This is a genomic window from Paenibacillus sp. FSL H7-0350 (assembly GCF_038593195.1).
In the GTDB taxonomy this organism is placed as follows: domain Bacteria; phylum Bacillota; class Bacilli; order Paenibacillales; family Paenibacillaceae; genus Paenibacillus_AQ.
The window spans coordinates 5,399,075-5,425,124 of sequence record NZ_CP151972.1 but is presented as its reverse complement, the minus strand read 5'-3'; the positions used below and the strand labels follow the sequence as shown (position 1 = coordinate 5,425,124).

The window sequence follows — 26,050 nt, the reverse complement described above, 5'->3', positions numbered from 1 at the left end:
GGTTAACCTCCAGCTGTCTATAATTTCGCTACCGTTACAGTACTAGGTTCATTACAACAGGTTCTTTATAGTGAACACTTCTTATTACCTAAGATAACGTTCTTGCCATTAAATGTGAATAGTACCAGAGAGTACTTTTAGGTATCCTTTAGCGTATTGACTATAGTTAAAATCTATGGTATTAAAACCCTGAAATATGACCTATGTAAGATAATGGCTTATACTAAAAGTGACTGATTCACCAAATACAATCAATAGGAGCTAGATTTATGAAGAATTATTCAATGGACCCCATCCTGATTCCCGTACCGGAAAGCTTCGAAAGCAGCCGCCTGCAAATTCGCTCAGTAGCATGGGGAGACGGCGCTACTGTACATGAAGCGGTACAAGAGAGCGCAGTGGAATTACGGCACTGGATGCCTTGGGCCCAGCAGGTCCCTTCTGTGGAAGAATCAGAGGTATCCATCCGGAAATCACGGCTGCAGTTCCTGGAACGCAGTGATATCCGGCTGCTGCTTTTTCATAAGAAAACGGGACAGCTTATCGGGAGCAGCGGCTTGCACCGAATCGATTGGCTGGTGCGTAAATTTGAAATTGGATATTGGGTTCGCACCTCATACGCGGGTCAAGGTTACATCTCAGAAGCAGTAAATGCCATTACAGATTTCGCCATACAGGAGTTACAGGCTAACCGGCTGGAGATCCGTTGCGACTCACGCAATACACAGAGTGCTCGCGTAGCCGAACGTACTGGCTTTACCTTGGAGGGTATCTTGCGCAATGACAAGACCGATGTAACGGGTAGCTTAAGAGACACGATGGTCTACTCAAAGGTTCGCGGGGTTGAATATTAAACGGGATTATTTAATTCAACTTAACTAATACCTGTCTGGCGGAGAGGGGATTTAGTATAGTTGGGGTTATACTTTTACCTATACACTGAAGGAGCAACTACCTATGAATACCCTTCAATTTGTCTACAATTATAAAGATCATGAGCCGCTGCGCAGCAGCTTTTTCGAGCTGGCAAAAGATACGTTCGAGCTAGAGCTGGAGCGCTGGTATGAGGGGGGCTGCTGGACGGATACGTATGTTCCTTATTCTTATGCAGAGGGAGACCGGATCGTGGCGAATGTCTCGGTGAATCTCATAGAGCTAATTATTAATGGGGTGAAGTCCCCTGCTGTGCAGCTCGGAACGGTGATGACTCATCCTGACTATAGAGGACGCGGCCTGTCTGCCCGGTTGATGGACAAGGTGCTGGAGGATTACGGACAAGCGTGTGAATTCATGTATCTTTTTGCCAATGAGTCAGTCTTGGAGTTCTATCCAAAATTCGGCTTCCACCCGGTGGAAGAACAGATCTTCTCCATGCCCTGCCTCGGAGGCGCTGCCGGATCTGCGGCAATCCGCAAGCTGGATCTTGCCGACCCGCGTGATCTGAGCCTGGTCTCTACCCTTGGAGCGCAGCGGGTACCGGTATCTGAGCGTCTTGGCGTCAGCGGCGCCCATGGACTGCTGATGTTCTACTGCCTGAATGTGTTCAGCGATCAGCTCTACTACCTGGAGGACGAGAATCTAATTGCCATCTGCCAGCAGGAGAATGGGCAGCTGGAGATCTTCGATCTGATCAGCACACAGCCCGTCTCCTGCCGCGACATCGCCCTGAAGCTTGCGGACAGCGACACGGAGACGATCGTTTTCCACTTCACCCCGGATGACCCTGGCCTGGAGTTGTCAGGCAGCAGCCATTCAGAGGGCCTATTCGTCCGGACTCAGGGCGGGCAGCAGTATCCTGGGAACGTCAAGCATCCGGCTACTTCAATCGCCTAGGCGTACGCTACACTTTTAACCTTGTAAAATGTTCACAGCGTCATAAACTGCCCCTGCCGGGCCAGATAGGCTTCCTTCTCCTTATAGTCCGGCATTATACTGCCCAGGCGCCGCCAGAAGGAACGGTCATGATTCATATGCAGCAGATGACACAGCTCATGAATGATGACATAGTCGATCACTTCAGGCGGCGCCATGGCCAGGCGGTAATTGAACGTCAGCTTGCCGTCAAAGCTGCAGCTCCCCCACTTGGTCCGGGATTCCACAATCTCGATATTCTTCGGCTTCACTCTGAGCTGCGTCTGGTAGGGCTTGATGCGCTCTGCGATGATTTTTTTCAGACTGGCCGTATAGAACTTCTTCAGCGCAAGCTTCAGCGCCTCCGCATCCGCCTGCCGCTCCCCAATCAGCTCATGCAGCGCATACTCCTTCCCCAAGTACAAGAAAGCTTCTTCGTCTCCCTCATAAGCCTTAACCTGCGGCACCTGCCGGGCCGCGGCATTGCTGCGCAGCTTCTCCAGAATCTTCGGGCCTAGACTTGCTACCGCACCTAGGATCGTCTCTTCACTCGTTCCCTTGGGCGCTTTAACGGTAATGAGATCCGAGCCGTCCACCGTTACGGAAAGCTTCTTGCGCTTGGCATACTGGACATGTAACGTCACCATCTGATCTTCTAGTTGAATCTGCATAGCCACCATCGTTTCTGTAATTTCTAGTACACACTAATATACCGGATAACCGGATACAAACACCGCCAGATACAGGAGCCCCCCCACAATGAATAGCGTCGTGAGCAGGATATCCTTCCATCTCTTATCCTCCGTCAATAGCACAGCGGCGAAGGCCAGCGGAAAAGCTACGGCGAAATAACGCGGAGCAGACAGCAGCCAAGTCGGGGCCACCACATAGACGAAATAGGCGATCATGTACGCCATATAAGCGGGATTAAGCTTCTTCGCACTGCGGAGCATCATGAAGAGAACCAGGAAGATCGCGCACAAATTCGGCAGCCACAGCCCCAGGAACGACCGGTAATCGGCATCCTTGAAGGTATTCACCGCATACTCTATCTGATATCTCACGGTATCGAAAAAGAAGTAAAACCGCTGCGACCAGTGCTCCCGCTGATAAATACTGAACTGGAATGCGTTGCCCGTCACATTGTAATTGATGTAGAGATAAGCCAGCAGACCGAAGGAAACGCTCACCAGGGAGAGGACAGCCAAGATCAGCTTATTCGTAAAAGCCTTCCGGTCCATTGACCTGTAGCCAGCAGCCAGCTCCCGGGCAAATTCCACGGCAATCGGCACGGCCAGCAGAATCCCCGGGGAACGGGTGAATCCGGCCAGCGCCGCGCAGAGGCAGCCAAGCAGCCAGCGCTTTTTGCGCACAAAATACAGCGCCATCAGGGAGAGCAGCAGGAACAGCGCCTCCGTCATGGGAAGGAAGAAAAAGAAGGCCGACGGAAAGATGAAGATGTACTTCACTACCCGCAGGGCATTCCTGCGCCCCATATCCAGCCGTGCCAGTTCATAAGCGAACAACGCCGCTGCAAGCGTGCAGAGATTGGCTACAACAAATCCGGCAGCCATATAATTTCCTGTGAAGAACTGCGCCAGCTTGATCATAACGGGGAAGAACGGCAGAAATACAATATGAAATCTGGGGTCCCCTTCCGTCACATACCACCGCTCGGCAATGCCCAGATAGGACATCGCATCAATTCCGCGGATATGCCACATCTCAATGAAGCGGGAGAACAGGCTGCCGGAGCCTCCCTCCCGAAGCACCCAGAACACATAAGCTGCCAGGATCAGCAGCACCCGGCTGAATATCACCCACAGTACAATCTTCAACCAGGTCCGCTGCCGTTCCTCCGGCGAGTCGTCCATATTCACCGTCCGCAGTGCGCCTGGGCTCATGATGTATCCGGTTATAGCGGGTATGGCCCGCAGGCCCGTCCAGATAAACAGAGCCAGACAGAGCAGAGAAGCCAAGGTCCCTGCCAGGGTCCAGGTATGCATTGACACGGCCCATACCCAGACCGCAATTATCATAACAAGTATAAAGAGCGCTGAAATTGCTGTATTGACCTTTTTCACCATAGCCTCCGGTTCCGCAACCTTTGCGTTGTCTTTTTCTCATTTTCTTATAGAAATGCCTGTAGCACAATGATTAGTTTGATCGGTCATGACAAAAAAGGAACACTGCGTAAGATTCAGCAGCGTTCCTCTTCGGTACAGCGTAGGGTAATCCTTAATCAGGATTTCGGAAGTAACGGGAAATGACAGGCTACCGGACGGCCCGGCAGGACCTCTTCCAGCAGCGGCTCCACGAAGCGGCATTTGTCCTGGACGAACGGGCAGCGGGTATGGAACCGGCAGCCCGAGGGCGGATTGGCCGGGGAGGGCACATCTCCCTCCAGCATAATGCGCTCCTGCTTGCGCCTTGGCGTAGGCTTGGGAATGGCCGAGAGCAGGGCGGCAGTATACGGATGCAACGGAGCCGCGAACAGCTCCTCCGTCTCTCCTACCTCCACCAACTTACCCAGGTACATAACCCCAACACGGTCAGAGATATGCCGGACTACGTTAAGACCATGCGCGATGAAAAGGAAGGTGAGGCCCAGTTCCTTCTGCAGCTTCATCAGCAGGTTAATGACCTGGGATTGCACGGATACGTCCAGCGCAGACACGGCCTCATCGGCCACAATAAACTGCGGATTCAGTGCAATCGCCCGGGCGATACCGATGCGCTGGCGTTGTCCGCCGGAGAATTCATGCGGGTAGCGGTTCCGGCGGCTGGCATCCAGACCCACCAGCTCCATCAGCTCGACTACCCGGGCATCGATCTCCTTGCCGGACATCTTCCAGTGAATGCGCAGCGGCTCGCCGATAATATCCTTGACGAGAAAGCGCGGATTGAGCGACCCGAACGGGTCCTGGAAGATAATTTGCATCTCTTCCCGCAGCTTCCGCATGTCACGCGAACCCAGCGAATGGATATCCTGGCCCTTGAATAACACCTGCCCCCCGGTCGCACTTTGCAGCCGGAGCAGTACCCGTCCGAAAGTGGATTTGCCGCAGCCGGATTCCCCGACCAGCCCGAACGTCTCACCTTGGCGGATCGCCAGACTGACCCCATCCACAGCCTTCACCTGTCCAACGGTCCGGTTAAGCAGACCCTTGGTGATCGGAAAATATTTCCTAATATCCTTAACTTCCACCAGCACTTCAGAAGAAGCGGGTAGCTTACGGTCTGGTATGGTTGCTGCCCTGTTCATCATGCGCGCTTCGCCTCCCTGCTGGTACCCGCTGAAACCGGCTTATCCTTGAACAGCCAGCAGGCGGTCCGGTGATCACCCGTGATCATGAAATCCGGCGGCTCCTGGCTCCGGCAGATCTCCATAGCATGCGGACAGCGCGGGTGGAAGCGGCAGCCCGCAGGCAATTGTCCTATCGGCGGAATCGTTCCGCTGATCGTATAGAGCTCGCCTCCCCGTCCGCCTTCGAACCCCGGAATTGACTGGAGCAGACCTATCGTATAAGGATGGCTGGGATGGTCGAAGATCTCTTCCACACCGCCCTCTTCCACGATAGCACCCGCATACATGACAGCAATGCGGTCCGCCATCTCGGCGGCCACCCCCATGTCGTGGGTAATCAGCAGGATGGACATGCCAAGCTCCGACTGAAGCTTGCGGAGCAGATCCAGAATCTGCGCCTGGACCGTCACATCAAGCGCGGTGGTCGGCTCATCGGCAATCAGCAGCTCGGGCTTACAGGCCAGCGCAATCGCAATGACTACGCGCTGGCACATCCCGCCGGACAGCTCATGCGGGTACTGCTTCGCACGGATCTCCGGTGCGGGAATCCCCACTAATCTAAGCAGATCGACCGCCAGCTTCAGCGCTTCTGCATCCTTCTTATTCTGATGCAGCCGCAGGCTCTCAGCAATCTGCTCGCCTATGGTGAAGACCGGGTTGAGCGAAGACATCGGGTCCTGGAAGATCATAGCGATCTGGTTGCCGCGGATTTCCCGCATCTCCTCCTGGCTCTTCGCCCCCAGATCCTGTCCATGGAAGTCAATCTGTCCATCCAGGATCATACCGCCCGCATAATCAATCAGGCGCATGATCGCCAGCGAGGTGACACTTTTGCCGCTGCCGGATTCGCCTACAATACAGACCGTCTGACCTTTATTCACCGTAAGGGAGATGCCGTCGGTTGCTTTGAGCAGCCCCTTCTCTGTCGCAAAGCCGGCGGTTAGTTTCCGGATTTCGAGTAGTTTTTGCGCCATTGTTCCAGCCTCCTCCGGGATTTGGTCACTTGCTGTCTGGGATCAAGGGCATCCCGGATGCCGTCGCCGATAAAGTTAACCGCCAGCACCACCATCAGGATGCAAAAGCCCGGATACACCGCCTGCATCGGATCAACCAGCATGAACTCCTGCGCGTTGCTAAGCATCAGCCCCCAGCTCGTAGCCGGAGCCTGGATACCAAGACCAAGATAGGACAATGCAGATTCACTGAGAATCGCGCCGCCGACCATCAACGTGGCATTGACAATAATCGGGAAGCTTGCATTACGGAGCAGATGCCGGAAGATGATCCCCCAGCTGGATACCCCGATTGCTCTGGCCGCCTCCACATACTGCATTTCACGCAGCTGCAGGAAGGTTCCCCGGACCAGCCGGGCAATACTCATCCAGCTCGTGAACGCCAGAATCAGGATCATGAATTTAATCTTTGTTCCGAACAGCGCCATCACCAGGATATTCAGGAACAGGGACGGTACGGAGTTCATGACATCAACAATACGCATGAATACCGTATCCACAAATCCGCCGAAGTAACCCGAAATGGCTCCGACCACTGATCCGACCAGCACGGATACAAAAGCAACGGAAAAACCGATAAGCAACGAGATTCGCGCACTGTAGAGCAATCTGCTGAGAATATCACGGCCCAGCTCATCAGTGCCGAGGGGATGACCCTCCGCTCCCGGCTTCAGGTTGGCGAACATCAGATCAATCTTCTCCGGCCCATAGGAAGTCAGGAACGGTGCGAAGATCGCCAGCAGCACAAAGATAAGCAGGACGGCCAATCCGCCCATGGCAAAAGGATTGCGTGAAAACTTCTTCCACAGCACTCTCCACGGGCCGGGAGGTCTGTCCAGATCCACCACTGGAATTTCCGGGTCGGTCCCGCCCGGCATCGGACTCATATCCGGTGTCCCCAGCGGCTTGGATACCTTCCCTTTGGCAAGCTCAGTATTGTCTGTACTCATGCTGCCTTCCCCCCTTGCTTGCCGAGCTTAACGCGGGGATCAACTACGACATACAGTATATCTGCCAGAAGATTGCCAATGACGACCATCACAGCCGTTACGATGGTCACAGCCATCAGTGCAGAATATTCGCGCGCAGTGGCCATCTCTACGAACCAACGGCCCATTCCCGGCCAGTTGAATACATTCTCTGTTAGTGCGGCCCCTCCCACCAGGATCGGAAGATCAAGGCCAAGTATCGTAATAATTGGAATAAGCGCATTGCGCAGGGCATGGCGGAAGACGACCTTCCGTTCCTTGACGCCTTTGGCCCGTGCCGTCCGGATATAATCCTGATCCAGCACCTCCAGCATACTGGCCCGCGCATACTTCATATAAGAAGCCAGGAAACCAAGTGCCAGCACTGTTACCGGCAGCACCAGATGCATGAATAAATCAGCGATACTGTCTTCCTTGCCTCTTGTATGCATATCCGACAATGGGAACCAGTCCAGCTTGAGCGACAGCCACTGCTGCAGCAGAATCCCGAACCAGAAGGTCGGCATGGCGAAGCCCAGATAAGAAATGAAGGAAGCCGTCTGATCCGATAAACCATAGACTTTGGTACTATTGTAGATTCCCCAGGGGATTGCGATCAGCAGCGATACCAGCCAAGCTGCCCCCATCAGGATTATGGTATTGCCGATACGCGGCCACAGCAGGTCCGAGATCGCAATATGGTTCTTAAAGGTATAACCCAGATCCCCTTGCAGCAGGTCGCCGATCCAGTGAAAATACTGTACAGGAATGGGCTGGTCCAAGCCCAGGTTCTTGGCTTGCTGCGCAAATATTTCCGGCGTCAGTCCCGGTGCGAGCATCACTTGCGTAGGGCCGCCCGGAGCCGCATGGATGAGAAGAAAGGTTAGTATGGTAATCAGAAAGATGACCAGTACCGATTGAAGTACACGGCGTATCAGATATTCTGTCATTGGCTGTCCTCCTAGAGATGGTAAGGCGATAGATTACGGAAGCCCCCCATTTATACAAAAGGGGGAGGTGAAAGAGAATTCTCTTTCACCTCCCGCAAGTCTATTCAGTTAGTCGGTACGTTACTCGGTTACCCACCATTTGATAGCGTGGAAGAACTGTCCGTAGCCCAGTGACGGCTCAGGAGCATCCTCCTCTGCCCAGTGCACTCTAGGTCCTGTTCCGATCGCCTGACCATACTGATACAGGAAGACATAAGGAAGGTCGGTCGAGATTTCCTTACCTACTTCTTTGTAGATTTCTTTGCGCTTAGCCTGATCTACCGTGGAATATCCGTCTACCCACAGCTTATCCAGCTTCTCATTCTTATACCAGCCGCTGTTCTGTCCGGCAGGCGGGAAATACTTGGAGGAGAAAATGCTCTCTGCATCCGGGTCCGGAGTATTCAGCGACCATGCCAGCAGCAGGGCCTGATATTTACCCGGCGTTACGTTCTGGTCAATCCATGCAGCGAAATCGATTGCCTTAGGCTTCACTTCAATGCCTACATCTTTCAGGTTCTGCTGGATAACAGCGGCTACCTGTTCACGACGGCTGTTGCCGGCATTATACTGCAGCTCGAAGGAGAAGCGGTGGCCATCTTTGACCAAAATGCCGTCTTTGGCATCCGCAACCCAGCCGTCTTCAGCCAGGAGCTTCTTGGCCGTTTCAGCATTGTAATCATAGTTCACAGCAGCATCACCCGGGTCAGCCCAGGTATCTGGCAGGAACGGTGCATTCATCAGTGCGCCTACGCCCTTCAGGATATTGTCTACCATCCCTTGACGATTCAGGGCATGGGCAATCGCCTGTCTGGTCTTCTGTCCCTGGAACAGGCCGTAGCCATCCGGGAAGTTCTTGCCGTCAAAGTTGAAGTTAACATATTCATACTGTGCGCCCGGCTTCTGGATGATATCGATTTTGCCGTCAGCCTTAACTGCTTCAACCTGGGTTACAGGAATCGCACTAATATGGTCTGTGTCACCTTTCATAATCGCCTGAACTTCAGTATTCTGGTCGGCATAGACCTTATAGATAATCTGAGCGATATGAGGCTTCACGGTTCCCCAGTAGGCCGGATCAGCATCCAGGGTATGGCTCTCTCCCTGCTTCCAGGCTGTCCATTTCCACGGTCCGCTTGTAACGGTCTTAGCCGGATCTGTACCGAAAGCGTTCTTCTGCATTTCGGTCGGCTTCACATCCTTAAGAACATGAGCGGGAACAATCTCCTGAACGAGCGCGTACAGGAATGGGGCGTAAATCTGGGACATCGTGAATTTCACCGTGTGGTCATCGACCTTCTCCACGGTCTTCACCTTGTCAAAGGCACTGATCAGGGGCGAGCCTGTCTCCTTATTCTTGGCCATTTCAACGGTGTAGACTACATCATCTGCAACGACGGGCTGGCCGTCACTCCATTTGGCGGTATCCTTCAGCTTCACAGTGTAGGTCAAGCCATCTTCGGAGATCTCCGGCAGCGCGGCAGCCAGCGACCAATCCTCTGCCTGTACATTGCCTTCACGGTCCAGGTTATACAGCTTGGCGAAGACGAATTGGGCCACATCACCAGAAGCGGTGTCATTAACTAAGATGGGATTAATATTAACAATATCGGAGAATGAGCTTGTAACTAGTGTTCCGCCGTCAACAGGCGCGTCAGCAGCAGGTGCTTCCGTAGCATCAGGCGCTGTACTCTCTGCCGGAGCTGTAGTGGCTGCAGGCGCACTTGTTGAAGAACCCGCAGTGTTATTCGTACTGCAACCTGTAAATAGAACCCCTACCAACGATAAGACTAGTAAACCTGACCACCATTTTCTCTTTTTCGCCATTCCTTTACTCCTCCTTAGTTAGGTGCTTGTACCTGCTCTTCAAAGCTTCTCGGGAGACTGGATGCTCCGGATCGTTATGCGCCTAAGACTGCTAATGACCGCCTTCGCATTACATGTGACATAACATCACACCTAATATATATTGAAGGAATGCGATGAATAGACCGCAGGTCAATTAGGATCAGGGATAACTTTTCCTGCGGGAAGCCTCACAACTTCCCTCATAAATTATGGTTTATATTACATGTGAATATATCTTACGTCAATATATTTATTTACCGCTGTATAATCTTACTTTTTTGCTCCTGAAACATTTACTTCCAATGTATCTTGGAATAACTGTAAAAAATCCTTTTACTCATCATTATAATTAGTTTAATCGGGTTAGTTTTAATGACACTTTCTTATCATATTCGCGATTTTTCGACACTGTTCATCATATTTCTGCGTGTTTCTGCGCTAATCCTCTTGTTATCTAGCCCTTTTCAGGCACAAAAAAAGAAGGATAACGGCTCCGGGCTCCCTCTGTCCCCGGCTCATTATCCTTCCTTATATACTGATGCTTTTTTATTTTTTTGACAAAATCGTGACTGAACTACTCTACCGACTTCAGCGCTTCAATCATATGAATCCGCTTGAGCTTGATGTGCATGAAAGCCATTACGATCCCTGAAAATAGTATGGTCAATAGCGCTGCATAGATGTAGCTCTGCCAATTGATGAGCGGAGCGAACATGGTGGCATCCAGCTCAGCAGTCGAGAGGACGAAACGGTGCAGGGTCACCCCCAGGGCACTGCCCGACAGGATGCCGAGCAGGGTCAGCAGAATATTTTCCCGGTAAATATACAGAGTGACTTCCTTATCATAGAAGCCGAGCACCTTAATCGTAGACAACTCGCGGATCCGCTCGGACACGTTAATATTGGTCAGGTTGTACAGAACCACGAAGGCCAACGCGGCAGCAGAGACAATCAGCACCACAATGACGATATCCATACTGTCCATAGTTTCCTCGAAGGCTTCTCCCACTCCGCTGGAAAAGCTGACCAAGGCCACCTGGCCATTAGCAGTCAGCTTCTCCCTGAAGGCACTCTCCCACCCTTTATCCTTGCCGCTGTAGTTGAGTAACTGAGTATTATAGACTGGCTCCTTGCCGAACACCTCCGTGTAGTAAGCCGGAGTCATGTATACGTAATGCAGCACATAGTTCTCAGTGACCGCTGATACCTTGACCTGGAATGGCTCATTATTGCTGTCAAGAAGCGTCAATGTATCCCCGGGAGCAACATCATACAGCTTGGCCAGCTTCTCTGTAATGACCGCGCCCTCGTCACTAAGTACACGCGGCTTACCGGTGCTGCGGTCCTTGAGATTAACGAAAGACGCCAGATCAGCTGTATCCGAGGGAACAAATATCCGTACTTCCTGATCGTTCACGCCTTTGGCCCGGGCGGTCATAGCCTCCTGCAGTACATTCAGCGTGCCTGTCACCGCAGTCTCCTGTTCAATCAGCTCCTTATAGGAAGTTTGATCTGCTGCGGCTGCATTATCATGCAGGGCGACCAGGGCGCTGTATTTCATAATCCCGCCGAACTGCCGCTCGGCGATGCTGCCAATGGAATCCTTCAGTCCAAAGCCGGTCAGAATCAGCGCAGTACATCCTGCCACCCCGATAACGGTCATGAACATCCGCTGCTTGTAGCGGAACAGATTGCGGGCCGTTACCTTTTGCACGAAGCTGAGCCTTCTCCACAGGAAGGTGAAGCGCTCCAGCAGAATCCGCTGTCCGCTCTTCGGTGCCTTGGGCCGCATCAGCACAGAGGCGCTACTCCGCAGTTCCACCCGCGCGGCGATCATCGCCGTCATCGTTGTACATACCAGCGCTACGATGATGGAGATCACGGCGTAGGAAGGATAGAAGCTCTTGATCACATCCGGCAAGTTGTAGAGCGAGCTGTAAGCATTATAGATAAGGTCCGGGAAGAACGTGAAGCCGACCGCTAGACCCGTAATAGATGCTGCAAGGCTAGCGAGTGTTCCGTACACCAGAAACTTGGTCATGATGTCCATAGCGCCGTATCCGAGTGCCTTCAACGTCCCGATCTGGAGCCGCTGCTCCTCCACCATGCGGGTCATTGTCGTTAAGCTGACAAGCGCTGCAATCAGGAAAAAGAATACCGGAAAAGCCGACGCAATCGCGGACAGGCGGTCCGCATTATCCTTGTATTCGGCGTATCCCGGGTTAATCGTGCGGTCTGCCACATATATCTTGGGCAGCTCCGGCTGGCTCTGTGCGGCGGATGCTGCCTGTTGTTGCGGCTGTTGCTGTTGCGCCCCCTGCTGAGCCGCAGCCTGCTTGGCCGCTGCTACCGCCTCCGCCTTCAACTCTTCCAGACGCTGCGCCGGGTAATCCTTCAGCGCCTCCTCCACCCCGGAAAGATGCTGCTCAATCAGCTTATCATACGCAGGCGTATAGGCTGTTTGGGCAACCGTATCCTTGAAGCTGAGGTATGCCTCCGTATATACCGGAAGTGTGAAATCCCCTTCCGGGATGAGCGCGAACGCATCAAGGGTCCCTTTGCCGATCCGGCTGGTTCCGCGGTTCGCGGTCTCAATATATTGCGGACTCTGCGCGAAGCCTACTACAGTATAGGTCTTGGTCCGGAAGCTCTGTTCGGGCTTATCCCCGGCCTCCCCGCCGAAGATAATGGAATCGCCAAGCTTGAATTTTTCCTGTTCGCGCAGGTGCTCATCCAGTACAATTTCTCCAGAGGCTGCCGGGAGATGCCCGGCGGTGAGCTTGTAGCCGTTCAGTTCATTATTGTCTGCATATGAATAGACCTTGGCAATTAGCCCGCTGTCGCCAAGAAAGACATCCGAGCTGTATACAGGCTGAACCGTCTTCACCCCGGGTATCCCCCGAAGCTGTTCAATCCCTCGCTCCGACAGCCCGTAAGTGGACTGGACCCGCAGATCCATCAGCCGCAGATCCTTATAATAGGTTGCTGCGGTGTCCAGCATATCCGGTCCGGCCGACTTGATCCCGGAGAAGAAGCTGACCCCCAGCATAATAATTGCAAAGATCGAGAGGAACCTCGCCTTGGTGCGGCCGATCTCCCGAAAAACATCCTTCCATAGTGCCCGTTTCTTCATCATTCCCGGCTCCTTACCATTCGATATCTTCCACGGATACCGGTGCTTCGTTCTTCACCATTTTCCGTACCTTGGCGTTGTTGATCTCAATGACCCGGTCGGCCATTGGAGCAATCGCCAGATTATGCGTGATCACAATCACCGTTGTGCCGGTGTCGCGGCAGGTATCCTGCAGCAGCTTAAGCACCTGCTTGCCGGTATTGTAATCGAGCGCACCGGTCGGCTCATCACAGAGCAGCAGCTTCGGCTGCTTCGCCAGCGCTCTGGCGATAGCCACGCGCTGCTGCTCCCCGCCAGAGAGCTGGGCCGGGAAGTTATTCAGCCGCGCGCCAAGCCCCACATCCTCCAGCACCTTCCGGGCATCGAGTGCCCGGGGCGAGATCTGCGAAGCCAGCTCGACATTCTCCAGGGTGGTCAGATTAGGGACCAGATTATAGAATTGAAACACGAAACCCACGTCATTACGGCGGTAACCGGTCAGTTCCTTGGCGTTATATCGTGCGATGTCGGTACCGTCCACAATGACCTGGCCTTCGTCGGCGGAATCCATCCCGCCCAGTATGTTAAGCACCGTTGACTTTCCAGCCCCGCTGGGCCCTACTATTACAGCAAATTCACCCTTTTCAATCTCGAACTCTATGCCGTCGTTGGCAACAATCAGGGTCTCCCCCATCTTATAGCGCTTATATTCATCCTTCACCGTTACGAATGCCATGCCGTCTCCTCCTGTCTTCTCCACAAACCGCTAATGCACCAGAACTGGCAGATACCGATTCAATTACTCAAGTGTAGCACATGAACCCCCTATGATGGCAAAAGTGGGGGAGGCCGCCCTCCGCTGAATCCAGGTGACGCAGACTGCTGCGAGTATTCCCCTCACGGCAAAAAACCTCCTAGCGGAGGTTCTTGCTCAAGGATGTTGTTACTCAAACTTAATTTATGGTGTCGGCATTCCGCCGTTAGCATTCAGAGTCTCGCCGCTGACATAGCTTGATTCCTGGCTGGCCAGGAATACATAAGCCGGGGCCATTTCAGCCGGTTGGCCGGGGCGTCCCAGCGGGGTCTTGGCTCCGAACTCCTTCAGGACTTCCTCCGGCTGTCCGCCGCTTACCTGAAGCGGAGTCCACACCGGTCCCGGTGCGACAACGTTCACCCGGATTCCCTTAGGCGCCACCTGCTGGGCGAACGCCTTGCTGAAGGTGTTGATCGCGCTCTTGGTGGTGGCATAATCCAGCAGAATCTCTGAAGGCTCATAGGCCTGAATCGATGATGTATTAATAATCGTACTACCCGGCTTCATATGCTTCACCGCTGCCTTGCAGAGCCAGAACAGCGAGTAGACATTCGTCTTGAAGGTAGCATCGAACTGTTCAGTGGTCAAGTCGGCGATGTCTTTCACGAACTGCTGCTTACCGGCGATGTTAGCCAGGATATCAATCCCGCCCAGCTCCTCTACGGCCTTGGCAATCAACTGTTCACAGTACTTCTCGTCCTTCAGATCCCCCGGCAGGGCCACTGCCTTGCGGCCGGCTTCCTCTACGAGCTTAACGACTTCCTTCGCGTCAGCTTCTTCCTCCGGCAGATAGGCCAGCACCACATCCGCGCCTTCACGGGCAAAAGCAATCGCTACCGCCCGCCCGATTCCGCTATCCGCTCCCGTAATGACGGCCTTGCGTCCGGTGAGCTTCCCGCTGCCCTTGTAGGTACCCGCTCCGTCATCGGGACGCGGATGCATCTTCGTCTCCAGGCCGGGACTGGGCTGCTGCTGCTCGAATTCAGGCGTAGCCTTTTCATATTGCTGCACAGGGTCTTGAATCTTATATTGATCACTCATAATGTATTCCTCCTCTGTTCGCTTCTGATTGTGTAGGCTTCTGACTCTTTCTATGTAACCAGCTTCCCTTTTTCTCAAACGAATTATGTATGAGCGCTGTAACAAAACAACAGCCCCCTGCCAAAGAGCAAGGGGCCGTATCTCTATAACATAAATGGATCAGAATTCTTCGTACACAGCCGGGTCCTGGTCCCACAGCGGTCCGGTGGACGGAAGCTCAGCAATCACCTTCATCTCAGCCTCCGACAGCTCGAAGTCGAAAATATCCAGATTCTCCCGCTGATGCTCCTCCGACTGCGATCTTGGAATCGGAACGGCTGCCAGCTGCACATGCCAGCGCAGAACAATCTGCGGGACGGATTTGCCCTTGGCTGCGGCAATAGCTCGTAGCTGTTCATTCTTAAGCAGATCCTCGCCGCGTCCCAGCGGACTCCAGGATTCTGTGACGATTCCGTGCTGCTCATGATACGCGCGCTGCTCCGCCTGATGGTAGAAGGGATGCAACTCAATCTGGTTCATTGCCGGTACCACCCCCGTCTCCTTGATCAGGCGGTCCAGATGCTCCGGCAGGAAATTGCTGACGCCGATCGAACGGATCAGCCCTTTTGCCCGCGCATCAATCAGTGCCTGCCACGCTTCCACATACAGGTTCACCTTGGGATTCGGCCAGTGGATCAGATACAGATCATAATAATCCAGCCCCGCCCGGTACAGCGACTCTTCAATGGTCTTAAGTGCTTCCTCATACTTATGATGGCGCCCAGGGAGCTTCGAGGTAATGAACAGCTCGTCTCGGGCCACGCCGCTCTGCCGCACAGCCTCGCCGACCACGCCCTCATTCTCATAGTTAAAAGCGGAATCGATCAGACGATACCCCAGATCCATTGCCGTCTTCAGACTCTCTACACCCTTCGCGCCTCTGATCCACGCAGTACCAAAGCCAATCGCAGGCACCTTCCTTCCATCGTTCAACTGGACTTCCGGAATATGATTCGTCATGTTCATGCAGCCTCCTGTGTTTAGATAGTAACAGCCCCTGCCGGAATCTTAACCAGCACCTGATACTGCTTACCCGGTCTCAGTTCTTTCAGAACACCGTCTTCCACAAGCTGTCCGTCCAAATATACCTCGATTGCCGTTGCGCCAGACTCACGTTTCATCTCAATCTGCAGCTCGGCGCCTCTGAAGCTGCGCTTCACGCTGGCTTCCTGCCACGCGGAAGGAAGCTGCGGCTTCACCTGAAGCCCTTCCCGGCAGCCTTGCAGTCCGAACAGTCCGTCGATCAGGCAGCGGTACACCCATGGAGCGGTTCCGGTGTTGAACAGATGACTGGAGCGTCCGGCAGTCTGCGGGAACTGCTTGTAAGCCCCCCGGTAATAATTAGGGATGAACACCGGCAGCTGGCCCCGCCGGATGATATCCTCGATATCAGGCCCGGGGAGCATTTTGCGCAGCAGACGATAAGCGTGATCCTGCTCCCCCACTGCATACAAGCCATAGATATAGAAGGCCGCGGCATGGTTGTAGACTGCGCCATTCTCGGCTGTCCCCGGATGCTTTTGGGTCACCCGGCCCACATCCTCGCGCATGGCGGTATAGGATGGTGCGAGCTTTTCTACTCCATACGGGGTCTCCAGCTGTTCATGGACCGACTTTATCAGCTTCGCCCGCTTCTCCTCACCGGCCGCACCGCTGAGCAACGCCCAGCCCTGGGGATTAATGAAAATACGGCCTTCCTTGTCGCTGCTGATTCCGAACACCACATTGTCATCGGTAATTCCCCGCGCATACCACTCGCCATCCCAGAAGTACTGATTGACGAGCTTATTCGTCTCCTCCGCCGCATGGCGGAAGGTCTTGGCGATATCCGTACGGCCGCTCCGCTCACAAATATCCGCCCAGACCATACAAGCATACGCGGTAGCGATGGTCAGCCAGCCGGACACGCCTTGTCCCCGGTACCCTACCATATTCATCGGGTCACACCAGTCGCCCTGATTGATATAATTCAGGCCGCGCTCATCCCGCTCATGGAGCAGCCACTGTACCGCCCGGTCGATATGCTCATGCACAGGTCCTGTCTCCAGGCCGCCCGTATACGATACTTCCTCATCCAGAATGCTGTAATCATCCGTCTCATCCAGATAGGTACTAAGGCAGATCGGCAGCCAGACACAATGGTCTGTATGCGGAACCTGATTGATATATTTCAGTTCAGCCGCTTCATGCAAAATAATGCCGTCCGGCATCGCTCCGCTGGCCTCCTGCTGGCTTAAGGCCGTCAGGAACGCCTCTCTTGCCGTCTGCGGCTTAAGATAGCTCATTCCCATATTATCCTGCAGATAATTCCGGGTCTGCGGGTCGGTGGTCAGGCGGTTGGTCTGCCCGTGATAATACATCTGCCGGGGCAGCCAGTGGTTGACCAGATTGTCGAGGTCCGCATCCGGCGTAGAGATCTCAATGCTTCCTCTGCCTTCCGCAATGTACTGGGCATATTCCCGCTCAGCGCGCATGAATCCGTCCTCGCCTGCCGCATCGGTATCCAGAAACAGCTTCCGGCGGATCTCGGCAATCTCCTGCTCACTCCGGGCCGGGCCGAAGATGAAGCGGTATTCACGCTCTTCCCCCGCAGCCAGGTCCATACTGTATTGCAGGGCGGCAACCGGGGTCTCATAACGGGCTTCGCCTTGCGCCAGCCGCTGACTCTTAAGCGCTGACGGCGAGCCGATTCCGCCTTCGCCCTCGAAGGCTTCCTGATTCACTTCCCAGGAGGCCGGGGCATGGTCGGCCAGCAGAAAGGTTTTGTCCTTCAGATGCTTGATCTTGGCATAATCCTGATATTTCTGATAAGGTGTGACCGCTGTAGCCACAATTCCCTGCAAGGCTTCCTTATACTCGCCCGACTGATTCATCCATGACATATAGCCGATGGTGAAGTAGGGATAGAGGCTGATACTCCGCTGAACTGAAGACAGATTGGTCACTTTTACCCGCCACAGCTCCATCGGGTCATCCTTAGGCAGGCTTAACGTCATCTCTATCGCGATCCCGTTCTTCTCGATGGTCCATACAATATTATGTTTACCTACTGCAAAAGTGTAATGATCCGGAGGGTTGCGGACAGGCTCATAAGGGGCAGAGAACAGCTCTCCATTCTCCTCATCCTTGACATAGACGAAGCGGCCGGGGTGATGGGCATAATAAGGCTGCTCCGGCTGCATGAACGTCTTGGCCTCCAGATTCGGCGCATAAGAGTATTTAGCAGGCTCGGGCTGCATGAACTGGGCTACCGCATAGCCCCGGCAGTTCATATGAATCATCATCTGCTCATTCCACAGGAACCCCGAAGCCTTGGGGAGAATGGTGGGACTGGACAGCTCATAATATTCATTATCTTCAGATGCTCTGATCATTCTCGTGCCTCTCTTTCCGGAATAAATATCCATCATTCTAGTATACTTTATTCAAGAATACGCTCTCATAGGTTTGGGGGCAAGTCTAATGGAAGAGTTTCAATTTCATCGTTTTGGTTTTTATAGTAGAATATACCCAAATTAACTACCACTAAATGAGAGGTGCATCCTATGAAGCAATCGTACATAGCCAGACTTGAATTATTCGTAACTAACGCGCAGCAGATTAAACAGGAATTCCCGTGGCAAAATGCCTCCGTGAACCGGCTGGCAGCCTTGCTCTACGCCGTGGAGGACAAGATGGTCAACGTACAGGCGATCCGCATGTACCATGAGATGGTCAAGGATAACACCCGGGGCTTCTCCTCCTTCCGCGGAACCTCAGCCATCTGTATTGCTGCGCTGCTCTCCCTCTCCGCCCAGCCGGAACAGCAGCTTGCAAATACGCTCGCTGTATATGACCTGCTCAAGGAACGCAAATTCCGGGCCTCCGACTACCTGGTCATTGCCGCCTATCAGATCGCTGCCCATACCCCGTACGATCAATATGCCGCAGCCATAGACCGCACTCAAGCTTTCTATGAAGGAATGCGGTCAAAGCACCGTTTCCTCACCGGACGGGACGACTATATCTTCGCCGCCATGCTCGGCCTCTCCGATATCCCTGTAGAGCAAGGGTTGGAGCAGCTGGAACAGCTCTATGTTACGCTCAAGCCCGAGTTCTTCTCCGGCAATAGTGTTCAGGCGCTGACACAGGTGCTGGTGCTAGGCGGCGAGGATCTCACAAGCCGGGTGATTAGCCTGCGTGAGGCGTTCCGGGCACGGGATATCCGGCTGGATAAGGAGTATACGCTCTCGTCCCTTGGCATCCTGTCCCTGATCCCGTACGAACAGCAGCAACTGGTAAGCGATGTCTCAGACACCTATGAATTTCTGCGCCCGCAGAAGGGCTTCGGCGGCTGGTCCATCAACAAGCAGGAGCTGCTCCTGCTGTCTGCCGCACTCGTCTCCTATCAATATATAGTCGATGTAAGAAACGGCATTATTGAATCCACCCTATCTACCAGCCTGACCAATATCATCATTGCCCAGCAGACAGCGATTGCTGTAGCTGCAGCCTCTGCTGCGGCGGCAGCTTCTTCTTAGGAAGTGACATGCAAAAGGCCTCCGGAGCGTAATTGCTTCGGAAGCCTTTTAGTTGGATTTCAGGCACTTGTTAACCAGCGATCTCCCGTGTGACGGAAATTAGTTGGATTTATGACACTTAACTCTGCCCATATCTGCGATGTTACCTATATCCGGCTGGATTAGGTGTATAATTTCCAACTACAATTCGCCAAACAACGATTTTGTTATAATTAGATGACGTTTTTCCACTTGTTGTTATGTTAGATAGCAGCGGCCGCTTGCCTGCCACCCTTCCGCAACAACCCTACACTTCCTCCCCATCCCCGGGCATCCGGCGCTTGCCGATCCCAAAAGCAAAGTAGCCCGCCACAACAATAGCCAGGAAGGACGCGCCGACGATCAGCGACAGATGGGTATCCGGGTTGAACCACATGCCGATAATGACCAGCGACAGGAAGATAATGATAATGTAGTTACTGACCGGGAAAAAGCGGGACTTGAACGGATGGACTGCCATCTCGCCTGCCCATCGCTCTCTGAATCTGAACTGGCTGAAGGCCAGGGCGAACCACGGAATCATTCCCGGAAGCACGCTGGCACTGTAAATATAGAGAAACAGCTTGGAGTCCGGCATCAGATAGTTTAACAATACGCCTACGAGCAGCAGGGAGATCGTGGTAATAATGCTGTTTCGGGGCACTCCGCTGGCAGAGACTCTGCCGAAGAACTTCGGAGCCTGTCCGTTCTGGGCCAGCGTGTAGAGCATTCTTCCCGCACTGTAGATTCCGCTGTTGCAGCCCGACATCGCCGCTGTCAGCACCACGAAGTTGATAATGCCAGCCGCAGCGACAATCCCTACCTTGGCGAAGGTCAGCACGAACGGACTGCCGATCTCGCCGATCTCATTCCACGGATAGATGGTCACAATGATGAAGATGGCCCCCACGTAGAAAATCAGAATGCGCCAGATGATATTCTTGATCGCTTTGCGCAGCGTTTGCTTCGGATTCTCCGCTTCCCCTGCCGTAATCCCCACCAGCTCAATCCCCTGATAGGCCGCCGTGACAATGCAGAGCGCGAACAGAAATCCCTTTAATCCTCCGGCAAAAAAACCGCCATGGCTATACAGATTGGACAGACCTAACGGCTGCCCGCCATTCCCGAGACCGAAAAAAATCACCCCGGTGCCGATCACCAGCATCACAACAATGGCAACCACCTTGATCATCGCAAACCAGAATTCAAACTCCCCGTACAGCTTCACCGCCGCCAGATTGGCTGCCGCAATGATGCCCACCCCGATCAGCGCCGGAATCCACTGCGGGATATCCGGGAACCAGTACCCGACATAGATACCAATTGCCGTAACCTCCGCCATTCCGACTGTCACCCACAGGAACCAATAACTCCAGGCGGTCAGGAAGCCGGCCAGCGGGCTGATATATTTGTGGGCAAACGTGGCAAAAGAACCGGTCACCGGCTCCATCACCAGCATCTCCCCCATAATCCGCATCACAAAAAACATAATGATTCCTGCCAAAAGATACGCAAGCAGCACGGAAGGCCCCGCCCACTTAATCGTACTTGCCGAGCCCATGAATAATCCCACGCCAATCGTGCCGCCCAGTGCGATCAGCTCGATATGCCGCGGCTTAAGCCCTCTGGTTAACTCTTTGGATTCCAACGAAATGCTCCTCCTCATATGTACACCTGTACACCTCACATGTACTCCACGCAATCTATCTTAATATGTAAGCATCATTGTAAGCTGTGATCTACATTAACGCAATGCAGAATTACTGGATTACTCCAGCAGAAAGTTTCACCATTTGTAACAATAAATTGCCCCAGAACCTATACATTTTGGTTCATAGTGTTATAATCACTTTGTTTATCACAAGACAACAGGAAACAGGTGATCAGATGTTTGAAATCAAATGGCTGTGGCAGAACCTGGAGGGCAACCGGGCGCGGTATATCGTGGCGCTCTGCCTCTCGGTGGTGGGCTCAAGTCTTACGATTGTGAACCCCTACATCAGCCAGCGCATCGTCGATACATTCATTGCCGGTGACCACGCCGGAGAGAATCTTGCTACAGGCCGCGGACTGCTCATTGCACTCTGCCTGGGCATGATCGGCTTCTCTCTGCTCCGAACAGGGCTGGCATACTTCACGACCATGCAGTACGAAATTTCTTCACAGAATATGATGTACAATATCCGGATTTATCTGTACAACAAGATTCAGGGCCAGGACCGGGAATATTATGACCGCAACCGCACCGGGGACCTGATGACGAAGATGACCGGGGATCTGGATATGGTCCGCCACTCGATGGCGTGGATTTTCAAGACGATCATTGAATCGCTTACGATTTTCCTGGCAGCCGTCATTTATTTCCTCACGATTGATGTGAAGCTGACGCTGTGGATGCTGATCCTGTCACCGCCGATTTTTGTGGTGGCCTTTATCTTCGCCAGACGGGTACGTCCCATGTACATCGACCTGCGCGAACGGCTGTCCCAGCTCAATACAACGACCCAGGAGAATATCTCCGGGAACCGGGTGGTGAAGGCTTTTGCCCGTGAGGAATTCGAGATTGCCAAGTTCACAGAGAAGAATGTCAACTACGCGGTGGCGAATAAAAAAGCGGCCCTCGTCTGGCTCGACTACTTCCCTTATCTGGAGACCTTCGCTCAAGGCTTCAACGTGGTTCTGATGCTGGCCGGCGGTTACTATGTGATGGAGGGCCGGATTACCTTCGGTGAGTTCACGGCGTTCTCCTCGCTGATCTGGGCTGTCTCGAACCCGATGCGCAATATCGGGATTATTATTAATGATATCCAGCGTTTCTTTGCCAGCTTATCCAAAATCGTCGATATCTATTACGCCCGTCCGGCAATTGCCAACGATCACAATCCGGTAGAGCACCGCCGCTATGAGGGACGGATTGAATTCGACCATGTCCGGTTCAAATATGATAACGCTACCGTGCTGGATGATGTGAGCTTCACGATCGCCCCCGGCGAGACCATTGCGATTATGGGGGCCACCGGCTCCGGCAAAACCTCGCTTATCAACCTCATTCCCCGCTTCTATGATGTGGCTGGCGGGCGCGTGCTGGTGGACGGCAGAGATGTCCGGGAGCTTGAGCTGGATGAGTTGCGCGGGAATATCGGGATGGCTACGCAGGATGTCCTGCTGTTCTCCGATACCATTGACGGCAACATTGCCTACGGCGATCCCGATCTGCCTGAGGAGGATGCGCAGGCTTACGCGGCTCTGGCCGCTGCCCATGATTTCATTGTCAAAATGCCTGAAGGCTACGATACCGTAGTCGGGGAACGCGGTGTCGGGTTGTCCGGGGGCCAAAAGCAGCGGATTGCGCTGGCCCGCGCCCTGGCGGTCCAACGTCCGATTCTGATCCTGGATGATACGACCTCAGCGGTCGATCTGGAGACCGAGGAGCATATCCAGCGCAGCCTCCGGGAGCTGGAGTATCCCTGCACGAAGATCATCATCGCACAGCGGGTATCCACTACGGCCCAGGCTGACCGCATTCTGATCCTGGAGGGCGGGCGCTTGATTGAGGAAGGGACCCACGCCGAGCTGCTGGCGAAGCGGGGTTATTACTATGATGTATTCATGCTTCAGAACGAGGGCATTGGAAGGCAGGTGACCGAGATTGGCCAGGAATAAATTCGATGTCGATGAGAATCTGGAATCGCCGTTCAATATTAAGCATTTCCGGCGGGCCATGGTCTATATCAGACGCAAAAAGAAGCCGATGCTGATCGCATTCGCGCTCAGCGCATTGTCAGCGGCAATCGCCCTGTCGGCTCCGCTGATTATGCAGCATGTGGTGGATGTGACCATACCCGCCAAAGACATGGGAGCACTGGCAGGCTGGTCCCTGCTAATGCTGGCGACCATCGTGGTCAGTGTCATTCTGGCGACTATCCGCTCACGGATTATGACCCGTGTCGGTCAGGATATTATTTTCGATATCCGCACCGACCTGTTCAAGCATCTGCAGGAGCTGCCCTTCAAATATTATGACGACCGGCCGCAGGGCAAAATCCTGATCCGGGTCGTGAACTACGTCAACGGGGTCTCTGACGTGTTGTCCAACGGGATTATCAACTTCATCCTGGAAATCGTGAACCTGATCTTCATCGCGGTGTTCATGTTCGCCGTGGATGTGCGGCTCTCCTTCATCATTCTGGCCGGACTGCCGGTGTTCCTCGGTGTCATGCTGCTGATCAAGACCCGGCAGCGCCGGGCCTGGCAGGCCGTATCGAACAAAAGCTCCAACCTGAATGCTTATCTGCAGGAGAGTATCAGCGGCATCGGCGTCACCCAGATGTTCTCCCGGGAGACACGCAATGAAGGGATCTTCACCCGTCTGGCCGGCAACTTCCGCACGGCCTGGATGAAGGCGCTGCGTTACAACATACTGATTCCGTTCAGTGTCGATAACCTGTCTACCATTGTTACGGCTATGATCTTCCTGGTTGGCCTGCTGACACTGGACCCGCAGAATATGACGCTGGGCGTCATTCTCGCGATGAGCAGCTATGCGGCACGCTTCTGGCAGCCGATCCTGAACCTGTCGAACTTGTACAATAACTTCATTAATGCGGTCGCTTATCTGGAGCGGATCTTCGAGACGCTGGATGAGCCGGTAACGGTCAGCGATATTCCCGGTGCGAAGGCGCTGCCGCCAGTGGAGGGCCGGGTGACGTTCGATGATGTCACCTTCGCCTACGATCCGGGCCTGAATATCCTGGAGAACATCTCCTTCGATGTCGCAGCGGGAGAGAGCATCGCTCTGGTCGGTCCGACCGGAGCGGGCAAGACCACCGTCGTCAACCTGATCTCACGCTTCTATAACCTGACCGGCGGACGCATTCTGATCGACGGGCAGGATATCTCGCAGATCACGCTGAAGTCACTGCGCAGCCAGATGGGGATCATGCTGCAGGACAGCTTCATCTTCTCGGGAACCATTCTGGATAATATCCGCTATGGCAGACCGGATGCGACCGAGCAGGAGGTCATCGCCGCTGCGAAGGCGGTCTGCGCGGATGATTTCATCCGCGAATTCGATCAGGGCTACCAGACCGAGGTGAACGAACGCGGCTCCAAGCTCTCCCAGGGGCAGCGGCAGCTGATCTCGTTCGCCAGAACGCTGCTGGCCAACCCGCGGATTCTCATTCTGGATGAAGCCACCTCCTCTATTGATGCACAGACCGAGCGTCTGCTCCAGAAGGGGCTGAATGAGCTGCTTAAGGGCCGGACCTCGTTCATCATCGCGCACCGCCTGTCTACAGTGAAGAACTGCGACCGGATCATGTATGTCTCGAACAAAGGCATTGCCGAGAGCGGCTCCCATGACGAGCTGATCGCCCGCCGCGGCCTGTACCACCGGCTGTATACGGCGCAGAAGATGGAAGCCTGACGTGCAACGCAAGTAAGGCTATATAGATTGTACTTGTAGTTCAATTTATATAGGTTCAAACAAGTGGAAACGGCTTTGCCGTCCTTTTAAAGGACGGTACCGTTTCAGCGAGAAATAGAAGGATAATCTATCGTGTGAAACATATAGATTCTTATATTTTAAGAAATCGCCAAAAACCGCAGCAGGGGCTCCCCTGTCTGCGGTTTTTGGCACGCTTAGTTGGACCGTACAGCACATCTCCAGTGAAGATTGCGCCCTCACGTAAGATCCGTTACCGCCTAAGACTACTGTTACTGGCTTTCTCAATTTCGTGCAATTAAGCAATACTAATACTCCTGCTGCGATCCATGCGGACTGGAGAGCCGCTATTCCTGTACATTGCACCATTTCGCGGGCTAAGCGGACTCACATGCACTTAACTAGCCGCGCTTGCCTCATTTCCATCACCAACTGGCCTTATAACGGCCCCTCAGTCCGCGGACGAGCGATAAAGCTGTCTTTTTCACAAAATAAAGGCCTCATGGTCCGGTTGTAGAACCTTCATATACTCTTCCCTCAGCATACTATAGATCTCCAGATCGACCACGCCCTTGCCGGACCAGAGGGCCGCCTGCCGCAGCATCCCTTCCTTGACATATCCGTTCTTCAGCAGCACCTTCTTGGAGGGCTCATTATTCAGCATCACTTCCGCCTGAATCCGGTTCACCTGAGCCTGCTGGAACAGAAATGCTGTCAACAGCTCAACGGCCCTGGAGGCGAGGCCCCTCCCCCACTGGGCTTCCGCAAGGAAGTAGCCAATGGTGACCATATTAACCCTCTGATTGAAGTCGCAGGCTTCAATGATTCCGAGCAGGTGCGTATCGTCCGCTGGAGCGAAGATGCCCCACTTGATCCGCGATCTTTTGCCATAATCCCGCTCATAATGACCGATCATGCTCTTGACTGTAGTCTTATTGTGCTTGGGGATAATCCCGCAATATTCGAACACATGGTCATTGCTGTAAATCTCGAACAGCCCGTCCAGATGCTGCTCCTCAATCTTGCCCAGCACCAGCTCCTCTGATCTTAAGACAGGGAACTGGTCAAACACAATCTCCATCTTCAC

General features: G+C 53.7%; 19 protein-coding genes. 5 read left to right on the top strand and 14 right to left on the bottom strand.

Going from position 1 to position 26,050, the window contains the following annotated elements:
* The first annotated feature begins 269 nt into the window (after positions 1-269).
* The gene (locus NYE24_RS24660; protein WP_342476919.1) at positions 270-854 is read left to right on the top strand and encodes a GNAT family N-acetyltransferase; all 585 of its coding nucleotides are present in this window, start codon (positions 270-272) and stop codon (positions 852-854) included.
* A gap of 103 nt (positions 855-957) precedes the next feature.
* Positions 958-1,833, top strand: a complete 876-nt coding sequence (locus tag NYE24_RS24655; protein ID WP_342476918.1) for a GNAT family N-acetyltransferase — start codon at positions 958-960, stop codon at positions 1,831-1,833.
* Positions 1,834-1,865: 32 nt separating this feature from the next.
* Here NYE24_RS24655 and NYE24_RS24650 read toward each other — a convergent pair whose 3' ends face one another.
* The 12 genes from NYE24_RS24650 to NYE24_RS24595 all read right to left on the bottom strand — a co-directional run bounded on the left by NYE24_RS24650 (position 1,866) and on the right by NYE24_RS24595 (position 18,356).
* On the bottom strand, positions 1,866-2,522 hold the full coding sequence (locus NYE24_RS24650) for a SprT family zinc-dependent metalloprotease (protein ID WP_342476917.1): 657 nt from the start codon (positions 2,520-2,522) through the stop codon (positions 1,866-1,868).
* A 33-nt stretch (positions 2,523-2,555) separates the two neighbouring features.
* The gene (locus tag NYE24_RS24645) at positions 2,556-3,857 is read right to left on the bottom strand and encodes a hypothetical protein (protein WP_342476916.1); all 1,302 of its coding nucleotides are present in this window, start codon (positions 3,855-3,857) and stop codon (positions 2,556-2,558) included.
* A 236-nt stretch (positions 3,858-4,093) separates the two neighbouring features.
* Positions 4,094-5,119: an ABC transporter ATP-binding protein gene (locus NYE24_RS24640; protein ID WP_342476914.1), complete on the bottom strand. Its 1,026-nt coding sequence runs from the start codon at positions 5,117-5,119 to the stop codon at positions 4,094-4,096.
* The gene (locus NYE24_RS24635) at positions 5,116-6,132 is read right to left on the bottom strand and encodes an ABC transporter ATP-binding protein (protein WP_036694608.1); all 1,017 of its coding nucleotides are present in this window, start codon (positions 6,130-6,132) and stop codon (positions 5,116-5,118) included. The genes NYE24_RS24640 and NYE24_RS24635 overlap by 4 nt, the downstream gene beginning before the upstream one ends.
* The gene (locus NYE24_RS24630; protein WP_036694659.1) at positions 6,099-7,058 is read right to left on the bottom strand and encodes an ABC transporter permease; all 960 of its coding nucleotides are present in this window, start codon (positions 7,056-7,058) and stop codon (positions 6,099-6,101) included. The genes NYE24_RS24635 and NYE24_RS24630 overlap by 34 nt, the downstream gene beginning before the upstream one ends.
* A gap of 59 nt (positions 7,059-7,117) precedes the next feature.
* Positions 7,118-8,089 carry an ABC transporter permease gene (locus NYE24_RS24625; RefSeq protein ID WP_076161586.1) on the bottom strand — a complete coding sequence of 324 codons (972 nt, stop codon included), beginning with the start codon at positions 8,087-8,089 and terminating at the stop codon, positions 7,118-7,120.
* A gap of 120 nt (positions 8,090-8,209) precedes the next feature.
* Complete coding sequence (locus NYE24_RS24620; RefSeq protein WP_342476913.1) at positions 8,210-9,955, bottom strand: peptide-binding protein; 1,746 nt, start codon at positions 9,953-9,955, stop codon at positions 8,210-8,212.
* A gap of 595 nt (positions 9,956-10,550) precedes the next feature.
* Positions 10,551-13,109: an ABC transporter permease gene (locus NYE24_RS24615; RefSeq protein ID WP_342479292.1), complete on the bottom strand. Its 2,559-nt coding sequence runs from the start codon at positions 13,107-13,109 to the stop codon at positions 10,551-10,553.
* Positions 13,110-13,122: 13 nt separating this feature from the next.
* On the bottom strand, positions 13,123-13,824 hold the full coding sequence (locus NYE24_RS24610; protein WP_076161582.1) for an ABC transporter ATP-binding protein: 702 nt from the start codon (positions 13,822-13,824) through the stop codon (positions 13,123-13,125).
* Between the two features lie 222 nt (positions 13,825-14,046).
* The gene (locus NYE24_RS24605) at positions 14,047-14,943 is read right to left on the bottom strand and encodes an SDR family oxidoreductase (protein ID WP_341028778.1); all 897 of its coding nucleotides are present in this window, start codon (positions 14,941-14,943) and stop codon (positions 14,047-14,049) included.
* Between the two features lie 159 nt (positions 14,944-15,102).
* Entirely contained in the window at positions 15,103-15,942 is an 840-nt protein-coding gene (locus tag NYE24_RS24600) for an aldo/keto reductase (RefSeq protein WP_342476912.1), read from the bottom strand.
* 20 nt (positions 15,943-15,962) lie between these two features.
* Positions 15,963-18,356 (bottom strand): NdvB protein, encoded by a 2,394-nt coding sequence (locus NYE24_RS24595; RefSeq protein WP_342476911.1) that lies wholly within the window; start codon positions 18,354-18,356, stop codon positions 15,963-15,965.
* Positions 18,357-18,527: 171 nt separating this feature from the next.
* On the opposite strand from NYE24_RS24595, the gene NYE24_RS24590 reads away from it, so the two are divergent.
* Positions 18,528-19,502, top strand: coding sequence for a DUF4003 family protein (locus tag NYE24_RS24590; protein ID WP_342476910.1), 975 nt, complete (start codon positions 18,528-18,530; stop codon positions 19,500-19,502).
* Between the two features lie 286 nt (positions 19,503-19,788).
* On the opposite strand, the gene NYE24_RS24585 is transcribed toward NYE24_RS24590, so the two are convergent.
* Complete coding sequence (locus NYE24_RS24585) at positions 19,789-21,168, bottom strand: amino acid permease (protein WP_036694623.1); 1,380 nt, start codon at positions 21,166-21,168, stop codon at positions 19,789-19,791.
* 239 nt (positions 21,169-21,407) lie between these two features.
* Between NYE24_RS24585 and NYE24_RS24580 the strand changes: the two genes are divergently transcribed.
* Together NYE24_RS24580 and NYE24_RS24575 are read left to right on the top strand one after the other, a co-directional pair.
* Positions 21,408-23,183, top strand: a complete 1,776-nt coding sequence (locus NYE24_RS24580) for an ABC transporter ATP-binding protein (protein ID WP_342476909.1) — start codon at positions 21,408-21,410, stop codon at positions 23,181-23,183.
* The gene (locus NYE24_RS24575; protein WP_036694628.1) at positions 23,170-24,945 is read left to right on the top strand and encodes an ABC transporter ATP-binding protein; all 1,776 of its coding nucleotides are present in this window, start codon (positions 23,170-23,172) and stop codon (positions 24,943-24,945) included. The genes NYE24_RS24580 and NYE24_RS24575 overlap by 14 nt, the downstream gene beginning before the upstream one ends.
* A 502-nt stretch (positions 24,946-25,447) precedes the next feature.
* On the opposite strand, the gene NYE24_RS24570 is transcribed toward NYE24_RS24575, so the two are convergent.
* Positions 25,448-26,050, bottom strand: coding sequence for a GNAT family protein (locus NYE24_RS24570; RefSeq protein WP_036694629.1), 603 nt, complete (start codon positions 26,048-26,050; stop codon positions 25,448-25,450).

Excerpts from the sequence above, each read along its gene's own strand:
- NYE24_RS24595 (WP_342476911.1), bottom strand. The coding sequence starts at position 18,356 with ATGATCAGAGCATCTGAAGATAATGAATATTATGAGCTGTCCAGTCCC.
- NYE24_RS24580 (WP_342476909.1), top strand. The coding sequence starts at position 21,408 with ATGTTTGAAATCAAATGGCTGTGGCAGAACCTGGAGGGCAACCGGGCG.
- NYE24_RS24590 (WP_342476910.1), top strand. The coding sequence starts at position 18,528 with ATGAAGCAATCGTACATAGCCAGACTTGAATTATTCGTAACTAACGCG.
- NYE24_RS24635 (WP_036694608.1), bottom strand. The coding sequence starts at position 6,132 with ATGGCGCAAAAACTACTCGAAATCCGGAAACTAACCGCCGGCTTTGCG.
- NYE24_RS24620 (WP_342476913.1), bottom strand. The coding sequence starts at position 9,955 with ATGGCGAAAAAGAGAAAATGGTGGTCAGGTTTACTAGTCTTATCGTTG.
- NYE24_RS24650 (WP_342476917.1), bottom strand. The coding sequence starts at position 2,522 with ATGCAGATTCAACTAGAAGATCAGATGGTGACGTTACATGTCCAGTAT.
- NYE24_RS24605 (WP_341028778.1), bottom strand. The coding sequence starts at position 14,943 with ATGAGTGATCAATATAAGATTCAAGACCCTGTGCAGCAATATGAAAAG.
- NYE24_RS24630 (WP_036694659.1), bottom strand. The coding sequence starts at position 7,058 with ATGAGTCCGATGCCGGGCGGGACCGACCCGGAAATTCCAGTGGTGGAT.
- NYE24_RS24610 (WP_076161582.1), bottom strand. The coding sequence starts at position 13,824 with ATGGCATTCGTAACGGTGAAGGATGAATATAAGCGCTATAAGATGGGG.
- NYE24_RS24640 (WP_342476914.1), bottom strand. The coding sequence starts at position 5,119 with ATGATGAACAGGGCAGCAACCATACCAGACCGTAAGCTACCCGCTTCT.
- NYE24_RS24660 (WP_342476919.1), top strand. The coding sequence starts at position 270 with ATGAAGAATTATTCAATGGACCCCATCCTGATTCCCGTACCGGAAAGC.
- NYE24_RS24645 (WP_342476916.1), bottom strand. The coding sequence starts at position 3,857 with ATGCATACCTGGACCCTGGCAGGGACCTTGGCTTCTCTGCTCTGTCTG.
- NYE24_RS24600 (WP_342476912.1), bottom strand. The coding sequence starts at position 15,942 with ATGACGAATCATATTCCGGAAGTCCAGTTGAACGATGGAAGGAAGGTG.
- NYE24_RS24625 (WP_076161586.1), bottom strand. The coding sequence starts at position 8,089 with ATGACAGAATATCTGATACGCCGTGTACTTCAATCGGTACTGGTCATC.
- NYE24_RS24615 (WP_342479292.1), bottom strand. The coding sequence starts at position 13,109 with ATGAAGAAACGGGCACTATGGAAGGATGTTTTTCGGGAGATCGGCCGC.
- NYE24_RS24655 (WP_342476918.1), top strand. The coding sequence starts at position 958 with ATGAATACCCTTCAATTTGTCTACAATTATAAAGATCATGAGCCGCTG.